17 protein-coding genes and 1 pseudogene are annotated in these 15,959 nt (G+C 46.4%); 16 read left to right on the forward strand and 2 right to left on the reverse strand.

Annotation, left to right across the window (positions count from 1 at the left end; translation table 11 throughout):
* Positions 1–51 precede the first annotated feature (51 nt).
* The 8 genes from hisG to hisIE are packed head-to-tail and all read left to right on the forward strand — an operon-like array spanning position 52 to position 7,103.
* Positions 52–951, forward strand: a complete 900-nt coding sequence (hisG, locus tag ACX9GV_RS11300; protein WP_023492260.1) for an ATP phosphoribosyltransferase — start codon at positions 52–54, stop codon at positions 949–951.
* Between the two features lie 4 nt (positions 952–955).
* Positions 956–2,263 carry a histidinol dehydrogenase gene (gene hisD, locus ACX9GV_RS11305; protein WP_473195583.1) on the forward strand — a complete coding sequence of 436 codons (1,308 nt, stop codon included), beginning with the start codon at positions 956–958 and terminating at the stop codon, positions 2,261–2,263.
* Positions 2,260–3,324 (forward strand): histidinol-phosphate transaminase, encoded by a 1,065-nt coding sequence (gene hisC / locus ACX9GV_RS11310; RefSeq protein WP_473195584.1) that lies wholly within the window; start codon positions 2,260–2,262, stop codon positions 3,322–3,324. Before hisD ends, hisC begins: the two co-directional genes overlap by 4 nt.
* 9 nt (positions 3,325–3,333) lie before the next feature.
* Positions 3,334–4,401, forward strand: coding sequence for a bifunctional histidinol-phosphatase/imidazoleglycerol-phosphate dehydratase HisB (gene hisB, locus ACX9GV_RS11315; protein ID WP_023492263.1), 1,068 nt, complete (start codon positions 3,334–3,336; stop codon positions 4,399–4,401).
* On the forward strand, positions 4,401–4,991 hold the full coding sequence (hisH, locus tag ACX9GV_RS11320; RefSeq protein ID WP_023492264.1) for an imidazole glycerol phosphate synthase subunit HisH: 591 nt from the start codon (positions 4,401–4,403) through the stop codon (positions 4,989–4,991). The genes hisB and hisH overlap by 1 nt, the downstream gene beginning before the upstream one ends.
* A gap of 5 nt (positions 4,992–4,996) precedes the next feature.
* Positions 4,997–5,734 carry a 1-(5-phosphoribosyl)-5-[(5-phosphoribosylamino)methylideneamino]imidazole-4-carboxamide isomerase gene (gene hisA, locus ACX9GV_RS11325; RefSeq protein ID WP_116728356.1) on the forward strand — a complete coding sequence of 246 codons (738 nt, stop codon included), beginning with the start codon at positions 4,997–4,999 and terminating at the stop codon, positions 5,732–5,734.
* The gene (gene hisF / locus ACX9GV_RS11330; protein WP_023492266.1) at positions 5,716–6,492 is read left to right on the forward strand and encodes an imidazole glycerol phosphate synthase subunit HisF; all 777 of its coding nucleotides are present in this window, start codon (positions 5,716–5,718) and stop codon (positions 6,490–6,492) included. The genes hisA and hisF overlap by 19 nt, the downstream gene beginning before the upstream one ends.
* On the forward strand, positions 6,486–7,103 hold the full coding sequence (gene hisIE / locus ACX9GV_RS11335; RefSeq protein ID WP_023492267.1) for a bifunctional phosphoribosyl-AMP cyclohydrolase/phosphoribosyl-ATP diphosphatase HisIE: 618 nt from the start codon (positions 6,486–6,488) through the stop codon (positions 7,101–7,103). Before hisF ends, hisIE begins: the two co-directional genes overlap by 7 nt.
* Positions 7,104–7,263: 160 nt before the next feature.
* Here hisIE and ACX9GV_RS11340 read toward each other — a convergent pair whose 3' ends face one another.
* A complete protein-coding gene (locus ACX9GV_RS11340; RefSeq protein WP_473195585.1) occupies positions 7,264–8,472 on the reverse strand; it encodes an RNA-guided endonuclease InsQ/TnpB family protein in 1,209 nt (402 codons plus the stop codon).
* Between the two features lie 23 nt (positions 8,473–8,495).
* On the opposite strand from ACX9GV_RS11340, the gene tnpA reads away from it, so the two are divergent.
* From tnpA to ACX9GV_RS11380, 8 genes are all read left to right on the forward strand, one after another.
* Positions 8,496–8,912: an IS200/IS605 family transposase gene (gene tnpA / locus ACX9GV_RS11345; protein WP_023492913.1), complete on the forward strand. Its 417-nt coding sequence runs from the start codon at positions 8,496–8,498 to the stop codon at positions 8,910–8,912.
* A gap of 374 nt (positions 8,913–9,286) precedes the next feature.
* Positions 9,287–10,405 carry an FAD-dependent oxidoreductase gene (locus tag ACX9GV_RS11350; protein WP_037386142.1) on the forward strand — a complete coding sequence of 373 codons (1,119 nt, stop codon included), beginning with the start codon at positions 9,287–9,289 and terminating at the stop codon, positions 10,403–10,405.
* Positions 10,406–10,421: 16 nt separating this feature from the next.
* Positions 10,422–11,432, forward strand: coding sequence for a glycosyltransferase family protein (locus ACX9GV_RS11355; protein ID WP_473195586.1), 1,011 nt, complete (start codon positions 10,422–10,424; stop codon positions 11,430–11,432).
* A gap of 41 nt (positions 11,433–11,473) precedes the next feature.
* Positions 11,474–12,283: an NAD-dependent epimerase/dehydratase family protein gene (locus tag ACX9GV_RS11360; RefSeq protein ID WP_473195587.1), complete on the forward strand. Its 810-nt coding sequence runs from the start codon at positions 11,474–11,476 to the stop codon at positions 12,281–12,283.
* On the forward strand, positions 12,264–13,100 hold the full coding sequence (locus tag ACX9GV_RS11365) for a sugar phosphate isomerase/epimerase family protein (RefSeq protein WP_473195588.1): 837 nt from the start codon (positions 12,264–12,266) through the stop codon (positions 13,098–13,100). Before ACX9GV_RS11360 ends, ACX9GV_RS11365 begins: the two co-directional genes overlap by 20 nt.
* Entirely contained in the window at positions 13,097–13,453 is a 357-nt protein-coding gene (locus ACX9GV_RS11370; protein WP_023492830.1) for an EamA family transporter, read from the forward strand. The genes ACX9GV_RS11365 and ACX9GV_RS11370 overlap by 4 nt, the downstream gene beginning before the upstream one ends.
* Before the next feature lie 23 nt (positions 13,454–13,476).
* Positions 13,477–14,289, forward strand: a complete 813-nt coding sequence (locus tag ACX9GV_RS11375) for a glycosyltransferase family 2 protein (protein ID WP_473195589.1) — start codon at positions 13,477–13,479, stop codon at positions 14,287–14,289.
* Between the two features lie 36 nt (positions 14,290–14,325).
* Complete coding sequence (locus tag ACX9GV_RS11380; protein WP_473195590.1) at positions 14,326–15,726, forward strand: hypothetical protein; 1,401 nt, start codon at positions 14,326–14,328, stop codon at positions 15,724–15,726.
* On the opposite strand, the pseudogene ACX9GV_RS11385 reads toward ACX9GV_RS11380, so the two are convergent.
* A pseudogene (locus ACX9GV_RS11385) lies at positions 15,701–15,894 on the reverse strand (hypothetical protein); the annotation flags it as partial. The gene ACX9GV_RS11380 and the pseudogene ACX9GV_RS11385 sit on opposite strands and share 26 nt — an antisense overlap.
* Between the last annotated feature and the right edge of the window lie 65 nt (positions 15,895–15,959).

Consider the following 15,959-nt stretch of genomic DNA (forward strand, 5'->3'; position numbering starts at 1 on the left):
ATAATTTTTTTACAACAAATTCAATTCATTAAGATTTATACAGAGGTCACTATGTTGGATAAAACACGTTTACGCATTGCCATGCAGAAGTCAGGTCGCTTGAGTGAAGATTCGCAAAAACTGCTGGCCCGCTGCGGTATCAAGATCAATCTGCAACAACAACGCCTGATCGCCTTCGCCGAGAATATGCCGATTGATATCCTGCGGGTGCGTGATGATGACATCCCCGGGTTGGTGATGGATGGCGTGGTTGATCTCGGTATCATTGGCGAAAACGTGCTGGAAGAAGAGCTGCTCAATCGCCGTGCTCAAGGGGAAGACCCGCGTTACTTAATGCTGCGTCGTCTGGACTTTGGTTCTTGCCGCCTGTCACTGGCAGCCCCATTGGATAGCGAATATAGCGGCCCACAATGTTTGCAAAATTCCCGCATCGCTACCTCCTACCCACACCTGCTTAAGCAATATCTCGATAAACAAGGGGTTAATTTCAAATCCTGCCTACTGAACGGTTCTGTGGAAGTCGCCCCACGCGCTGGCTTGGCAGATGCCATTTGTGACCTGGTTTCCACCGGTGCCACGCTGGAAGCCAACGGCCTGCGTGAAGTGGAAGTGATTTACCGCTCCAAAGCCTGCCTGATCCAACGTGATGGCGCAATGTCTGAGCCAAAGCAGCAGTTGATTGACCGTTTGATGACCCGTATTCAAGGGGTTATTCAGGCGCGTGAATCCAAATACATTATGCTGCACGCCCCGAGTGATCGCCTGGATGAAATCATCGCCCTGCTGCCCGGTGCCGAACGCCCCACTATTCTGCCATTAGCCGGTGCGGACAGCCGTGTTGCCATGCATATGGTGAGCAGTGAAACCCTGTTCTGGGAAACCATGGAAAAACTGAAAACCCTGGGTGCCAGCTCCATTCTGGTACTGCCCATTGAGAAGATGATGGAGTAACACCATGCAGAACTTCAATACGGTGGTCAATTGGGGCAGTTGTAATGCCGAGCAACAGGCTGAATTGCTGATGCGCCCGGCTATTTCCGCCTCTGACAGCATCACCCGCACCGTGCGTGAAATACTGGAGAATGTAAAAACCCGTGGTGACAGCGCACTACGTGAATATAGCGCCAAGTTTGACCACACCGAAGTGACTGCACTGCGTGTTACCGCCGAGCAAATCGCGCAAGCCAGTGCCCGCTTGGGGGAGGAAATCAAACAGGCAATGGCGGTGGCTGTCGCTAATGTGGAAAAATTCCACAATGCGCAACAATTACCCCCAGTGGATATTGAAACCTTGCCCGGCGTGCGTTGCCAACAGGTAATCCGCCCTATCGATTCGGTCGGGTTATATATTCCCGGCGGTTCTGCCCCGCTATTCTCCACCGTATTGATGCTGGCCACCCCGGCACGTATTGCGGGTTGCCGCCGCGTGGTGCTCTGCTCACCGCCCCCCATCGCTGATGAAATTCTCTACGCAGCACAGCTTTGTGGGGTGCAGGAAGTGTTTCAAGTGGGTGGCGCTCAAGCCATTGCCGCCTTGGCATTCGGCACCGATTCCATTCCGCAAGTAGATAAAATATTTGGCCCGGGCAATGCATTTGTTACCGAAGCCAAACGCCAGATCAGCCAACGCCTGGATGGTGCCGCCATCGATATGCCTGCGGGCCCTTCCGAAGTATTAGTGATTGCTGACGCGGGTGCTACGCCGGCATTTATCGCTGCTGACCTGTTATCACAAGCGGAGCATGGCCCAGATTCACAGGTGATTCTACTGACGCCCGATCAAGCCTTGGCCGAAGCAGTGGTAGTGGCGGTTGAACAACAGTTGGCACAATTGCCACGGGCGGCCACTGCGCGCCAGGCATTGGCCAGCAGCCGTTTGATCGTCACCAAAGATTTAGCTGAATGTATCGCTATCAGCAACCAGTATGGGCCTGAACACTTAATTATCCAGACCCGAGATGCACGCGCTTTGGTAGATAGCATCACCAGTGCGGGTTCGATCTTCCTTGGCGACTGGTCACCAGAGTCGGCCGGTGATTACGCCTCGGGCACCAACCACGTGCTACCCACCTACGGCTATACGGCCACCTGCTCAAGCCTGGGGCTGGCGGATTTCCAAAAACGCATGACGGTACAGGAACTGACACCGCAAGGCTTTATGACGCTGGCCCCCACCATTGAAACGTTAGCGGCTGCCGAGCAACTTATCGCCCACAAAAATGCCGTGACCTTGCGTGTCGCTGCGCTGAAGGAGCAAGCATGAATATTGAAGCATTAGCGCGTAAAAACGTGCGTGAACTCACCCCTTACCTGTCTGCTCGCCGTTTAGGGGGCAAAGGGGATGTGTGGCTGAATGCCAATGAATACCCACTGGCACCAGAGTTCCAACTGACCAGCCAGAGCTTAAACCGCTACCCAGAATGCCAACCCGCACAGGTGATTGAGCGTTATGCCGCGTATGCCGGGGTGGATAAAGAGCAGGTAGTGGTGTGCCGTGGTGCAGATGAAGCCATCGAACTGCTGATCCGTGCTTTCTGTGAACCAGGCAAAGACGCCATTCTTTATTGCCCGCCCACCTATGGCATGTATGGCGTCAGCGCGGAAACTTTTGGCGTGGAACGCCGCACCGTGCCAGCCAAGCAAGATTGGCAACTGGACCTGCCAGCCATTGCCGCCAACCTGGATAACGTCAAGCTGATTTATGCCTGCAGCCCGAATAACCCAACCGGTAATCTGCTGAACCCTGACGACTTGCGCCAACTGCTGGAAATGGCACAAGGCAAAGCGCTGGTGGCCGTGGATGAAGCCTATATTGAATTTTGCCCGCAGGCTTCCGTTGCTGGCTGGTTAAAGGATTACCCACACCTGGTGATACTGCGCACCCTGTCAAAAGCCTTTGCGTTGGCCGGTTTGCGCTGTGGTTTTGCCTTGGCGAACCCAGACGTCATCAACCTGTTGTTAAAGGTAATTGCCCCGTATCCCCTTTCTGCCCCAGTGGCGGATATCGCCGCCCAGGCGCTAAGTAGCGAAGGTATTGCGGTTATGCGCCAACGCGTGAGCGAACTTGCTGCCAACCGTAGTTGGTTACAACAGGTATTGCCGGAGTGTGCTGGTGTGGAGCAGGTGTTCCCCAGCGAAAGCAATTACCTGCTGGTCCGAGTCACTGCCGCCAGTAATGCGTTTAAAAGTTTGTGGGATCAAGGCATTATCCTGCGCGACCAAAATAAACAGCCTAGCCTGGCTAACTGCATACGCATCACCATTGGTACCCGTAGTGAATGCCAGCGCGTTGTTGATGCCCTCAATTGTTTGCCCACAGCCTAAGGAGCCGATGTGAGCCAGAAAATTCTTTTTATTGACCGCGATGGCACGCTGATTGCTGAACCACCGGAAGATTTTCAGGTTGACCGCCTGGATAAACTGGCGCTGGAGCCGGAGGTGATCCCTTCCCTGCTGGCACTGCAACAAGCAGGGTTTACCCTGGTGATGATCACCAATCAGGATGGACTGGGGACGGCCAGTTTCCCACAGGAAACTTTTGATCCCCCACACAACCTGATGATGCAGATCTTCGATTCTCAGGGGATTAAATTCGCACAGACCCTGATCTGCCCGCATAAGCCAGACGATCAGTGCGAATGCCGTAAACCGAAGATTGCCATGGTTAAAGGTTACCTGGAGCCGGGCGTGATGGATACCGCCAACTGCTACGTGATTGGTGACCGCCAAACCGATATCCAATTAGCCAACAATATGGGCATTCAAGGGCTGCTGTATCAGCGCCAAAGTTTGGGCTGGGCGGCCATTACCCAACAGCTGACCAAACGCGACCGCCATGCTCAAGTGACGCGAGTGACCAAAGAGACCCAGATTGAGGTCAATGTCTGGCTGGACCGCGAAGGTAACAGCAAGATTAAAACCGGTCTTGGCTTCTTCGACCATATGCTGGATCAGATTGCTACCCATGGCGGCATCCGCATGGATGTCCAGGTGAGTGGCGACCTGCATATTGATGACCACCACACCGTGGAAGATACCGCGCTGGCACTGGGTGAAGCCCTGAATAAAGCGTTAGGCGACAAGCGTGGGATTGCTCGCTTTGGCTTTGTGCTGCCGATGGATGAGTGCCTGGCCCGTTGCGCGATGGATATTTCTGGTCGCCCGCACTTGGAATACAAAGCTGATTTCAACTATCAGCGTGTGGGTGATCTCAGCACCGAGATGGTGGAACACTTCTTCCGTTCATTGTCTTATGCCATGGCTTGCACCTTGCACCTGAAAACCAAAGGCCGCAATGACCATCACCGGGTTGAAAGCCTGTTTAAAGCCTTTGGCCGCACCCTGCGCCAGGCGATCCGCGTGGATGGCAACACCTTGCCCAGTTCGAAAGGGGTGCTGTGATGAAAGTGGTGATCCTCGACACCGGCTGTGCCAACCTGGCCTCCGTCGCTTACGCGGTAAAACGGCTGGGTTACCAACCTGAAGTCAGCCGCACACCCGAAGTGGTACTAGGTGCTGATAAACTGTTCCTGCCTGGCGTAGGGACAGCGCAAGCCGCCATGGAACAATTAAAACAGCGCCAGTTAATCGACCTGATCAAAGCCTGCACCCAACCGGTGTTGGGCATCTGCCTGGGGATGCAACTCTTGGCAGAAAGCAGCGAAGAAAGTGGCGGTATTAAAACCCTAGGGCTGATTGATACCCCAGTAAAACAGATGACCGACTTCGGCCTGCCCCTGCCCCATATGGGCTGGAACCAGATCGTTTCGCACGCGGGTAATCCGCTGTTCCGTGGCATCGACAATGGTGCCTACTTCTACTTTGTTCATAGCTACGCGCTGCCAATATGTGCAAACACCATCGCTCAGGCGAACTACGGCGAGCCCTTCACCGCCGCCGTACAAAAAGACAACTTCTTTGGCGTGCAGTTTCATCCAGAGCGATCTGGCAGCGCTGGGGCCCAACTGTTGAAAAACTTTCTGGAGATGTAGCTAGCATGATTATTCCCGCTTTAGATTTAATCGACGGCAATGTAGTGCGCCTGCACCAAGGTGACTACGGTCAACAACGTGATTATGGCAACGATCCGCTACTGCGCTTGCAAGACTATCAGCAACAAGGGGCACAGGTGCTGCACCTGGTGGACCTGACCGGGGCTAAAGATCCCGCAGCCCGGCAAATTCCCCTGCTGCGCAAACTATTGGCAGGCATCAATGTCCCGGTACAAGTGGGGGGCGGTATCCGTAACGAGCAAGATGTAGCCGCCCTGCTGGCCGCCGGTGCCAGCCGTGTGGTGATCGGCTCAACAGCAGTAAAACAGCCGGAGATGGTACAGGGTTGGTTTGAGCGTTACGGTGCCGATGCCATGGTACTGGCGCTGGATGTGCGCATTGACGCCCAAGGCCGTAAACAGGTCGCCATCAGTGGCTGGCAAGAGAACTCTGACGCCACACTGGAACAAGTTATTGAACAGTACCTGCCTTTCGGCCTGAAACACGTGCTTTGTACCGATATTTCACGGGATGGCACGTTGAAAGGCTCCAACGTGGCGCTGTATCAGGAAGTGTGCCAACGCTACCCACAAATCGCCTTCCAGGCATCAGGCGGCATCGGTAACTTGGATGATATCGCTCAATTACGTGGTAGCGGTGTTGAAGGGGTGATTGTTGGGCGCGCCCTGTTAGACGGTAAATTCAGTGTTGAGGAGGCTATCGCATGTTGGCAAAACGGATAATACCTTGCCTGGACGTTAAAGATGGGCAAGTGGTGAAAGGCGTTCAGTTCCGCAACCACGAAATTATTGGTGACATCGTTCCGCTGGCTCAACGCTATGCCCAGGAAGGCGCCGACGAACTGGTATTTTACGATATCACCGCCTCTAGCGATGGCCGGGTGGTGGATAAAAGCTGGGTATCGCGGGTAGCAGAAGTGATCGATATTCCGTTCTGTGTCGCCGGAGGGATTAAAAGCGAGGAAGATGCCAGCCAGATCCTCTCCTTTGGTGCGGACAAAATTTCCATCAACTCACCAGCACTGGCAGACCCAACGCTTATCAGCCGCCTAGCGGAGCGCTTTGGCGTACAGTGCATTGTGGTGGGAATAGACACCTGGTTTGAAGCCACCACCGGCACATATCATGTTAACCAGTATACTGGCGACGAAACCCGCACCCGGGTGACGCAGTGGCAAACCCTTGATTGGGTACAGGAAGTGCAACGCCGTGGTGCTGGGGAAATTGTGCTTAATATGATGAACCAGGACGGCGTGCGCAATGGCTATGACCTGGAGCAACTGCAACGAGTACGGGAAGTGTGCCAGGTACCACTGATTGCCTCTGGCGGCGCCGGTACTATGGAACACTTCCTGGCGGCCTTCCGTGATGCCAATGTCGACGGCGCACTGGCTGCTTCGGTGTTCCATAAACAAATTATCAATATCGGGGAGCTGAAAAAGTTCCTGGCAAAGAATGGTGTGGAGATTCGCCTGTGTTAACAGAACAACAGAGAAGTAAACTGGATTGGGAAAAAACCGATAACCTGATGCCGGTGATCGTTCAACATGCGGTTTCTGGCGAAGTGCTGATGCTGGGTTATATGAACCCACAAGCACTGGCAGAGACCGAACACAGCGGCAAAGTCACCTTTTTTTCACGCACCAAACAGCGCCTTTGGACCAAAGGTGAAAGCTCCGGCCACTTCCTCAACGTGGTGAGCATCACGCCCGATTGCGATAACGATACCCTGCTGATCCTGGCCAACCCCATCGGCCCCACCTGCCACTTGGGCAATAATAGCTGCTTCCACCCGGCAAGCAGTGACTGGGGGTTCCTATATCAGCTTGAGCAGTTACTGGCCGAGCGCAAAAACGCCAGCCCAGACAGCTCTTACACCGCCAAACTGTATGCCAGCGGCACCAAACGCATTGCACAAAAGGTAGGGGAAGAAGGAGTAGAAACCGCTCTGGCTGCCACAGTGAATAACCGTGAAGAACTGACCAATGAAGCAGCAGACTTGATCTATCACCTGCTGGTGCTACTGCAGGATCAGGAACTGGATCTGAGTAAAGTGATTAGCTGCCTGCGGGAGAGGCATGAGAAGAAGTAGCGTTAGGAGTTGAGTTGTAGCAGTAATTGTAGCAGTAAGAGTCTATCCCATAGACTCTTACTGCATCGTTATACCCCCTAGGCGCCCTGCTTTAGAAAGTCCAATCATCTTGCTACTTTGACATCCTCCCCGCCCTAAAGGGCGAGGATCCCTACAGCGTTCAGGCCGAAGCCTGACTCGCCTCGGTGGGTTCCTGCTTCATCGAGCGGCCTAAAGCTGCCATCTCTCCACAGGCTAACGCGGCGTGCCCCGCCGCTAAAATATTACGAGCGCCGTTTATATCGGCGTTCTCTGTATATCCACATTCCAGACACTCGAACTGACTTTGTGACTGGCGGTTTTCTTTCGCTGTATGACCACAGCAAGCACATTTCTGACTGGTGTAGGCTGGATTAATCGCCAGCACCTGCCCACCGCGCCAGAGCTGTTTGTACTCAAGCTGGCGGCGAAGTTCGTACCACCCCTGATCTAATATCGAACGGTTTAAGCCTGATTTTGCACGGACGTTGCGCCCATGCCGGATTACCGTACCCGCTGCCGACTTTGACATGTTGGCAACTTTCAAGTCTTCAATGACGATCATTGCGTGGTTTTTGCTGATTGTCGTACTGACTTTGTGAAGGTAGTCGCGGCGAATATTTGCGATACGAGAATGCAGGTTTTGTACTTTGCGTTTTGCCTTCTTCCAGTTGTTGCTGAACTTCACCTTACGGCTCATTTCACGCTGAAGTTTGGCAACTTTCTTCTGATTGGTTTTAAAGCTGTTTACAGGCTCAAACACAGTGCCATCAGAGAGCGTAGCAAGTTTTGCTACGCCAGCATCAAGACCTACCATCGATGTTGAGGTATGAGCCGGTTCAGTGACTACGTATTCAGTCTGAATACTCATGTACCACTTACCGCATGACTGGCTAACCGTGACGTTTTTCACCTCGCCAACAACCTCACGGCTGTTGCGGTAGCTTATCCAGCCCAGTTTTGGCAACGATATACGGTTATTTTCCTGATCGAGCTTCACACCTTGCGGATAGCGGAATGAATCACTTTGACCACGTTTTTTAAGCCGTGGGAATGAGGCTCTTTTTTGGAAGAAGTTTTTATAGGCTCGCTCAAGGTCTTTTAACGCCTGCTGTAAAGACTGAGAAGGTGACTCTTTCAACCAGTGAGTTTCAGGTTCTTTTTTCCACTCAACCAGCCATGCGGCCATTTTTACATAGGGAAGGTATTTGTTTCCCGCCTCATGATTTTCATTCTGTAACGCCAGTGCGCGGTTAAAAACAAAACGACAAGCCCCAGAGAAGCGCCGCATATCACGCTCTTGCTGACCATTGGGTCTTAACTGGAATTTAAAGGCTTGCAGTCGCTTCATACCCACAATTATACTCTTGGCCTATGACAAAAGAAATTGATATTCGTCGAGGAAGACATTGTACTTTCCTGATGCATGTTCACTTGGTCTTTGTCACCAAGTATCGACGCAGAGTATTTGATCAGGATGCTATCGAGAAGCTACGAAATTACTTTGCCAGTGTATGCGCTGATTTCGAGGTTGAACTGGTCGAGATGGACGGCGAAGGCGATCACGTTCACCTGCTGATTAACTACCCACCAAAGTTAGCGGTATCAAATCTTGTTAACAGCCTCAAGGGTGTGTCTAGCCGATTACTTCGTCGTGATCGCCCTGACATTGCAGCTCAGTATTACTACAAAGGTGTTCTGTGGGCGCCGAGCTACTTTGCCAGTAGCTGCGGCGGATCGCCAATATCCATCATCAGGCAATACATTGAGCAACAGCAAACACCAAGTTAGGTAGAAAACCGTGCCTTATATCCTCGCCCTGAAGGACGGGGTTTTACGGCACACCGGATAAATCCAAACAATAAAGGCATGACTCTCCAGTACACTAAATTCTTTTTTTTCATAGGGATAAGCTGAAGCTTAAAACGACTTCATGTGTAAGAAAAGTGACTAGTGATATGGTCACCTGTATCAAATCCAACTCAGCGCGCCTCAAACAAAAAGGATATGTAATCAACTGAGTCAGACTGTTCAGCGTAACAACGTTCAAAATAGTACAATATTTGGTGAAGTTAACTTGATATATAGATACTATTGATATCTTAATTTTTTTTGCTGAATATACTTTTTTATCAAAAAATGTTTAAAAAAGTGAATGATATGCTATGAAAAAAAAGATTGTTATCGTAGGTGGTGGTTTTTTCGGCATGTATATTGCCGAATTTTTTGCAGAGCGGGGGCATGATGTCCAACTGTTTGAAAAAGAGTCAAACTTTATGTCTCGGGCATCATTTAACAATCAAGCACGCGTTCATAATGGTTACCATTATCCTCGTAGCATTTTAACCGCCTTAAGGTCTCGCGTATCTTTCCCTCGTTTTGTGGCTGAGTTTCGTGATTGTATCGACTCCGACTTCGAAAAGTACTATTTAATCAGCAGCAAACTAGGAAAAGTGACAGCTAATCAGTTCACCAAATTTTGTGAGCGTATTGGCGCATCTTGTGAGTCCGCCCCCTCCCACTTACAAAAGCTCACTAATCCGGCCATGATAGATGCCTGTTTTTCTGTTACCGAATATGCTTTTGACTCGTGGAAACTTCGCGATGCCATGCTAGAGCGAGTGAAAACATCCTTAGCCAATTATCAGACAAATGTTTCAGTCGATAAGGTATGCCAGCACCAAGACGGTTTAATGGTTACCTACACGAATACCCAGTCTGGTGAAATTGCAGAGATGTATGCTGATCATGTATTCAACTGCACTTACTCTCATATCAACTACATGTTGCAAAATTCTACTCTAGAGTTAATCCCTCTTAAGCATGAAATGACAGAAATGTGCCTTGTGGATGTACCGGATGAGTTGAAAAAAGTTGGCTTGACGGTGATGTGTGGTCCATTCTTTTCCGTAATGCCCTTCCCCTCTGCTAAGTTGCATTCTTTTAGTCACGTTCGTTATACCCCACATTATGAATGGTTCGACAAAGACCATATCACTTATGTTGATGCTCATAGAAAATTTGATGAAGACGAAAAAAATAGTGCTTGGCACTATATGAAGAAAGATGCCATGCGCTACTTACCCATTCTAGAAGATTGTGAGTATAAGCGCTCTCTCTGGGAAGTGAAAACCTTGCTACCTCGTAGTGAATCTGATGATTCGCGCCCAATATTATTTAGAGCTAATCATGGTTTATCTGGGTTCCACTGCATTATGGGGGGAAAAATAGACAATGTATATGATGTAATCGATGCGATTACTAAGCAGCATATTGTAGATTGATAGGAGTGTTAACGCCGTGAAAAGTGACTCTTTTGTTTCAGTAGTATTAAATATTGACCAACAGTTAGTTGGGATAGAAGAAAAAGTAAAACAAATTCAAGTTTATTTGGATAGCTTGTATTCTGATTATGAAATAGTCATTATAATTCAAGGGCCTTGGGTAACAAATAGCCCAGGATATGATATGGAAACGATGTTACGCCATATCCCCAGCGTTCGTTATATTCAACTTGCCGGCTACGTTCACAATGATGTTGCTTGGGCTGCTGGTCTTGAAAATGCCATCGGTGATTTTGTGGTACTTTTCGATCTTCAAACTGATCCAATCAGTGCTATTTCAGGTACCGTTGAGTGCTGCAAATCAGGTATGGATGTCGTAGTGGGTGTTGCTGAACAACCTATTTCATTAGCTTATCGCTTGTTTCGTTCAATCTCAGATAAAATCCTGCAAGCTATCGACTACCACTTACCGCCACAGGCAACCAGCTTACGTTGTCTTAGTCGGCGAGCGGTTAACTCAGTCACCAGTACCGGCCGTTTCCATCACCAATTTTATTTAAGAATACAAAAAACTGGCTATCCTAGTGGTTCATACTGTTACGTACTACAGCCAGACAGCTCGCAAAAAAAATCCTTCTGGTGTGGTTTTCGATACTTGGTGCGTTTGATGGTATTCAACTCATCTCGACCACTACGCTGGATGTCTGGAATCGGCATGATAGGAAGTTTAGCTGCATTCATTTTTGCAGTATACAGTGTGACTATCAATATTATTAGTGGCCACGTAGTTGAGGGGTGGACAACAACTGTTCTCTTTATGTCTCTGTTATTTATGCTACAATTTGTCATGCTGGCTTTTTTTGGTGAGTACCTTGGCCGCTTATTAGATGATCGCAGTGAGCAGGCTGATTACTCAATTGTATTCGAAAAGAACAGTGCTGTTATGGTCAACCAGGATCGTGTTAATGTTCTCAGCGACTCTAGCAGTACATACAAAAATAAAGTTCAAACGGGCCGTGACCGATAAACAATCGGCAACCAATAGCAAAGATAAGCAGGTGGAAGATAATGCAAAATGCCTTAATTGGTTTTTCTGGGTTTGTTGGTAGTACCCTACTGAAACAAACAAAGTTTGACGCACTTTATCGTTCTAACAACATTGGCGATATTGATAATAATATTTTTGATACCGTTGTATGTGCAGGCGCACCTGCGCAAAAATGGTTAGCCAACAAAGATCCAGAATCTGACCGTAAAAAAATAGACAGCCTGATTGCACATTTAAAAACAATAAAATGTAAAACGTTCATCCTTATCAGTACTGTGGATGTTTTTAAATCACCAATTGGCGTCAATGAGTCAAGTTTAGTTGACACCACCGACCTCCATGCTTATGGTCTTAATCGTTATCGTTTGGAGCAATTTGTCGAACATAATTTTGAACAGTTTTTGATAGTTCGATTACCTGGATTAGTTGGCCCAGGGCTACGCAAAAACATCATTTTTGATTTTCTTAATAGCAACAACCTACATTCAATCGATAGTCGCGGTGTATTTCAATTTTATCCGATGGTCAACTTGTGGTTCGATATACAAGCTTCATTGAAAGCCGAATTAAAGCTCGTTCACTTAACAAGTTCACCGCTAAGTGTGGCGCAAGTTGCTCAGCAAGGCTTTGGCATCAGTTTTGAACAGCAGTTTGACGGGGATGCTGCCACATATGATATGCAATCTCAATATGCATCTATACTAGGTGGCCAAGATAATTATCAATATAGTGTTCGTGAAACGATACAAGCGATTCGTGCTTATGCTCAGTCCGAACCTATCTCGATGAAATCTGCAACTGAGGAAAAAAATGAGATTATCCATTTCTAATATTGCTTGGGATGTAGCAGAAGATGATGCCATTGTAGAGCTTTTACATAAATATCAAGTAGATGCTATTGATATTGCACCTGGGAAATATTTCGCTGATCCTATTAGTGCATCAAGTACTGATATTGCTAAAGTAAAAAATTGGTGGGGTGACCACAATATTGAGATTGTTGGGATGCAGGCCCTATTATTCGGCACACAAGGGTTGAATGTATTCGGTTCTGAAGAGAGCCAGCAAGCTATGCTATCCCATTTAACTGCAGTTTGTCGTATTGCAGCGGGTTTAGGTGCAACTCGTCTCGTTTTTGGTTCGCCACGTAATAGAGACTGTTCAGGACTCAGTGAGCAAAAAACCATCGAAACTGCGCTATCTTTCTTTCAACAACTCGCGGACATTGCACAACAGCATGGTGTAATTATTTGTCTAGAACCAAACCCGACGCACTATGGTGCCAACTTTATGACCACCACTGCAGAAACAGCACGTATCGTTAAGTTAATCCAACACCCATCAATAAAAATGCAATTGGATACCGGCGCGATGGCAATTAACAGCGAAAATGTTAATGATCTACTGCCTTGTTATTCAGATTTAATTGGTCATATCCATATTAGTGAAGCTGACCTGCTACCAATTGGTGATACGACTACAAACCACAGCGCAATCCATCACGCATTAGCTCAATATTTGCCCATGCAGGTGGCCACTATTGAAATGGTAGCAACAGCAAGTGAGCCTCATTTATGCTCTATTGAACGAGCACTGCAACACACAATCACCAATTATCGCCCTGCATTGCAGGTGAATAACATATGAAATGGTTGATTCTATTGCTAGGTATCGCATCTAATGCATCAGCCAGTGTATTAATCAAGCTAGCCATGATGCCACCACGTAAATTTCCGAGTTTTACCGATCCGTTGGCTGCACTAACTAATTGGCCATTCTGGCTAGGATTAATTTTATATGGGGCAGCATTTTTACTTTATGCAGCGGCCTTAGCCTATCTTCCATTAAACGTAGCACATCCAATATTGACAACGGGTGCTGTTGCTTCCGTTGCGTTACTTTCAGTGCTCATTTTCAATGAACCATTACACTGGACTACTGGCGCTGGCATAGCTCTGGTTATCGCTGGAGTTGCACTGATCACTGCGCGCGTAGCTTAAAATAACAACAGAATGAAACTATTATGAATACATTGACAAAGCAGCAAGATTCATGGCAAGTCCCATCGTTCGATATTTCCTTATGGCTTGGAAAAAAGAGTGACTATTGTGTCATTATTCCAGTCATCAATGAAGGAGAACGAATTAAAAGCCTGCTCAGCCGTATGGCTGCACTGGCAATTGCTGATATGGCAGATATTATTATCGTTGATGGCGGTAGTAGTGATGGTTCTTTAGAACTGACCAGCTTGCGAGATTTGGGTGTTCGTGGGTTATTATTGAAAACTGGGGAAGGAAAATTAAGTGCGCAACTACGTTGTGCATATGCATTTGCCTTGAAACAGGACTATGAAGGTATTATCACGATCGATGGAAATGATAAAGATGATCCCGAAGCCATTCCAAATTTCATTACTGCATTAAAAAATGGATTTGATTTTGTTCAAGCCTCACGCTTTCTTAACGGTGGTATTGCAGAGAACACACCTAAATCACGTGATTTAGCCATACGCTTTATGCATGCTCCGGTATTAAGTATCGCGTCAGGTTTCAAATGGACAGATACTACCCAAGGCTTCCGTGCCTATAGTAAAAAAATGTTACTTGACCCGAATATGTCTATATTCCGAGATGTATTTATGACATATGAATTATTAGCTTACCTATCTTATCGCGCACCGAAGTTGGGGTACCGTTGCATTGAACTAGCAACAATACGCCGCTATCCTAAAGGAGAAGTACCAACTAAGATAAGTAGTGTAAAAGGTAATATTTCTGTTCTTCTCGTATTATTTAAGGCAAGTTTTGGCTTATATAATATAAAGTTAAAAAAATAATTAACATTTCCACATTAAAGCAATATAGGTTAGTAGGTGAGTTTTGATGTAAGTAAATATTCAATGATTCATTATTTCAACAGTCACAAACTGTCTCAGACAGTACTAGAGCTTAGAGATGATAATATGAAAGACGTAATGAAAATATTATTCCTATTCTTTTTGGGCTTTTCAATCCTATTTTTTCGCGAGCCCTATGCATTCCTAGATGCTAACGTTTATGCAGAAGATGGTATATGGACAGCAAAAGCATTGCGTGATGGCTGGATATCCACATTTTTACATGCACGCTCAGATTATTATGTTTTCTTCAACATTGCTTTACTTTTTATTTCCTCAAAAATTAGTTATATAGTCAGTGGCAGCCCTCTTTCTTTTTTACCACAAGCCATAGCGATAGTTTCATATTCTTTCTATTCTGTTGTTGCTATATTAATCTATAAATGCTTGAGAATTTATTCTAATCGTTTCTTTTCAATGGCAGGGTTTCTATTTTCTATATTAGTTCCCCTTGGCGGATCTACCAGTGAGAGTATAGGCACTTTAGTCCAAGTTGGATTTTACATGCCAATCATCTCGGTATGCCTCCATTTATTAAGAGGCGAGTGCAGGGTAAAATATTGCAAATACATTTTTGATATATTTATATTTCTTGCAGCTGCAACAAATCCAGTTTGTTTTGCTGTTACTGGCATTTATTTGGCTTTACGGATAAAATATTTTATAAAAAATAAACATGCCCTGCTTGAATTCCTGCCTTTAATTACATCATTATCGTTACTTTTTTTAATCATTATTCCTAATATGGATGGACACGGAGGCATATTAGGCACTCCAAATCCGAAAAATATTATTGAAATGGTTACGGCAAGATCTATATTATATAATTTCATATTCCCTTGGTACAGTGAATTTAATGATTTAGCCTCTATTTTGTTTAGCTTTCTATTCCTCTCAATGTGTATCTTTGCATATATAAGCACTAAAAATGATAAAGCTAAAAATGCTATAATATTTCTATTCTCTGTAATGGCAGTGTACACTATAGCCACTATAAGTGGGCGGTATGGATTAACGGGCATTCTTAATAATTATACGGCAACATATCCTGATAGATATTTTATGGGTATAAATGTAATTTCATCTACTCTCTTCGTTATAGTATTGTCTCAATTATCCAATATCTATTTTTTAAATAAAATTTCATATGCATTGGTTATAATTGTTTTAATTCTTCATATAATGAATGTACTGAACGGCTCCGTTATAAGTAATTCGACACTAAAATATAATTCTTCAAATAAATTTAAAAGTAGTTTATGTCACCCAGAAATAGCAACTGACGGGTTTTTATTAATACAAATTGAACCGCCTGTGCCTAAATTTAAAATGAAGGTACCAGCTAAATATATTAATGATATAAACTGTACAGATTAATACTCAGGGCAAGATTACGAAACACCGCCCCGCCAAGGACAGACGCTAGGTACTCAGTGTCTATCCTTGCTCGGTGCATCTTTTTTCGTAATCCTGCTTTAAACGACTTTTTTGCGTTAATATATTAACTACAATATATCTTATTTCTGATAAATTCTCTGCTATATTTGTAAATACAGAAACTTAAATTCCATGTTGTTATTAAGAATCCTACACTATAATTTCTCAGCCAA

The sequence above is a fragment of the Serratia sp. 25CWL12 genome (genome assembly GCF_055790885.1).

Excerpts from the sequence above, each read along its gene's own strand:
- hisC (WP_473195584.1), top strand. The coding sequence starts at position 2,260 with ATGAATATTGAAGCATTAGCGCGTAAAAACGTGCGTGAACTCACCCCT.
- ACX9GV_RS11340 (WP_473195585.1), bottom strand. The coding sequence starts at position 8,472 with ATGAAGCGACTGCAAGCCTTTAAATTCCAGTTAAGACCCAATGGTCAG.
- hisD (WP_473195583.1), top strand. The coding sequence starts at position 956 with ATGCAGAACTTCAATACGGTGGTCAATTGGGGCAGTTGTAATGCCGAG.
- ACX9GV_RS11360 (WP_473195587.1), top strand. The coding sequence starts at position 11,474 with ATGCAAAATGCCTTAATTGGTTTTTCTGGGTTTGTTGGTAGTACCCTA.
- ACX9GV_RS11370 (WP_023492830.1), top strand. The coding sequence starts at position 13,097 with ATGAAATGGTTGATTCTATTGCTAGGTATCGCATCTAATGCATCAGCC.
- ACX9GV_RS11375 (WP_473195589.1), top strand. The coding sequence starts at position 13,477 with ATGAATACATTGACAAAGCAGCAAGATTCATGGCAAGTCCCATCGTTC.
- hisF (WP_023492266.1), top strand. The coding sequence starts at position 5,716 with ATGTTGGCAAAACGGATAATACCTTGCCTGGACGTTAAAGATGGGCAA.
- ACX9GV_RS11365 (WP_473195588.1), top strand. The coding sequence starts at position 12,264 with ATGAGATTATCCATTTCTAATATTGCTTGGGATGTAGCAGAAGATGAT.
- ACX9GV_RS11350 (WP_037386142.1), top strand. The coding sequence starts at position 9,287 with ATGAAAAAAAAGATTGTTATCGTAGGTGGTGGTTTTTTCGGCATGTAT.
- hisG (WP_023492260.1), top strand. The coding sequence starts at position 52 with ATGTTGGATAAAACACGTTTACGCATTGCCATGCAGAAGTCAGGTCGC.
- tnpA (WP_023492913.1), top strand. The coding sequence starts at position 8,496 with ATGACAAAAGAAATTGATATTCGTCGAGGAAGACATTGTACTTTCCTG.
- hisH (WP_023492264.1), top strand. The coding sequence starts at position 4,401 with ATGAAAGTGGTGATCCTCGACACCGGCTGTGCCAACCTGGCCTCCGTC.
- hisA (WP_116728356.1), top strand. The coding sequence starts at position 4,997 with ATGATTATTCCCGCTTTAGATTTAATCGACGGCAATGTAGTGCGCCTG.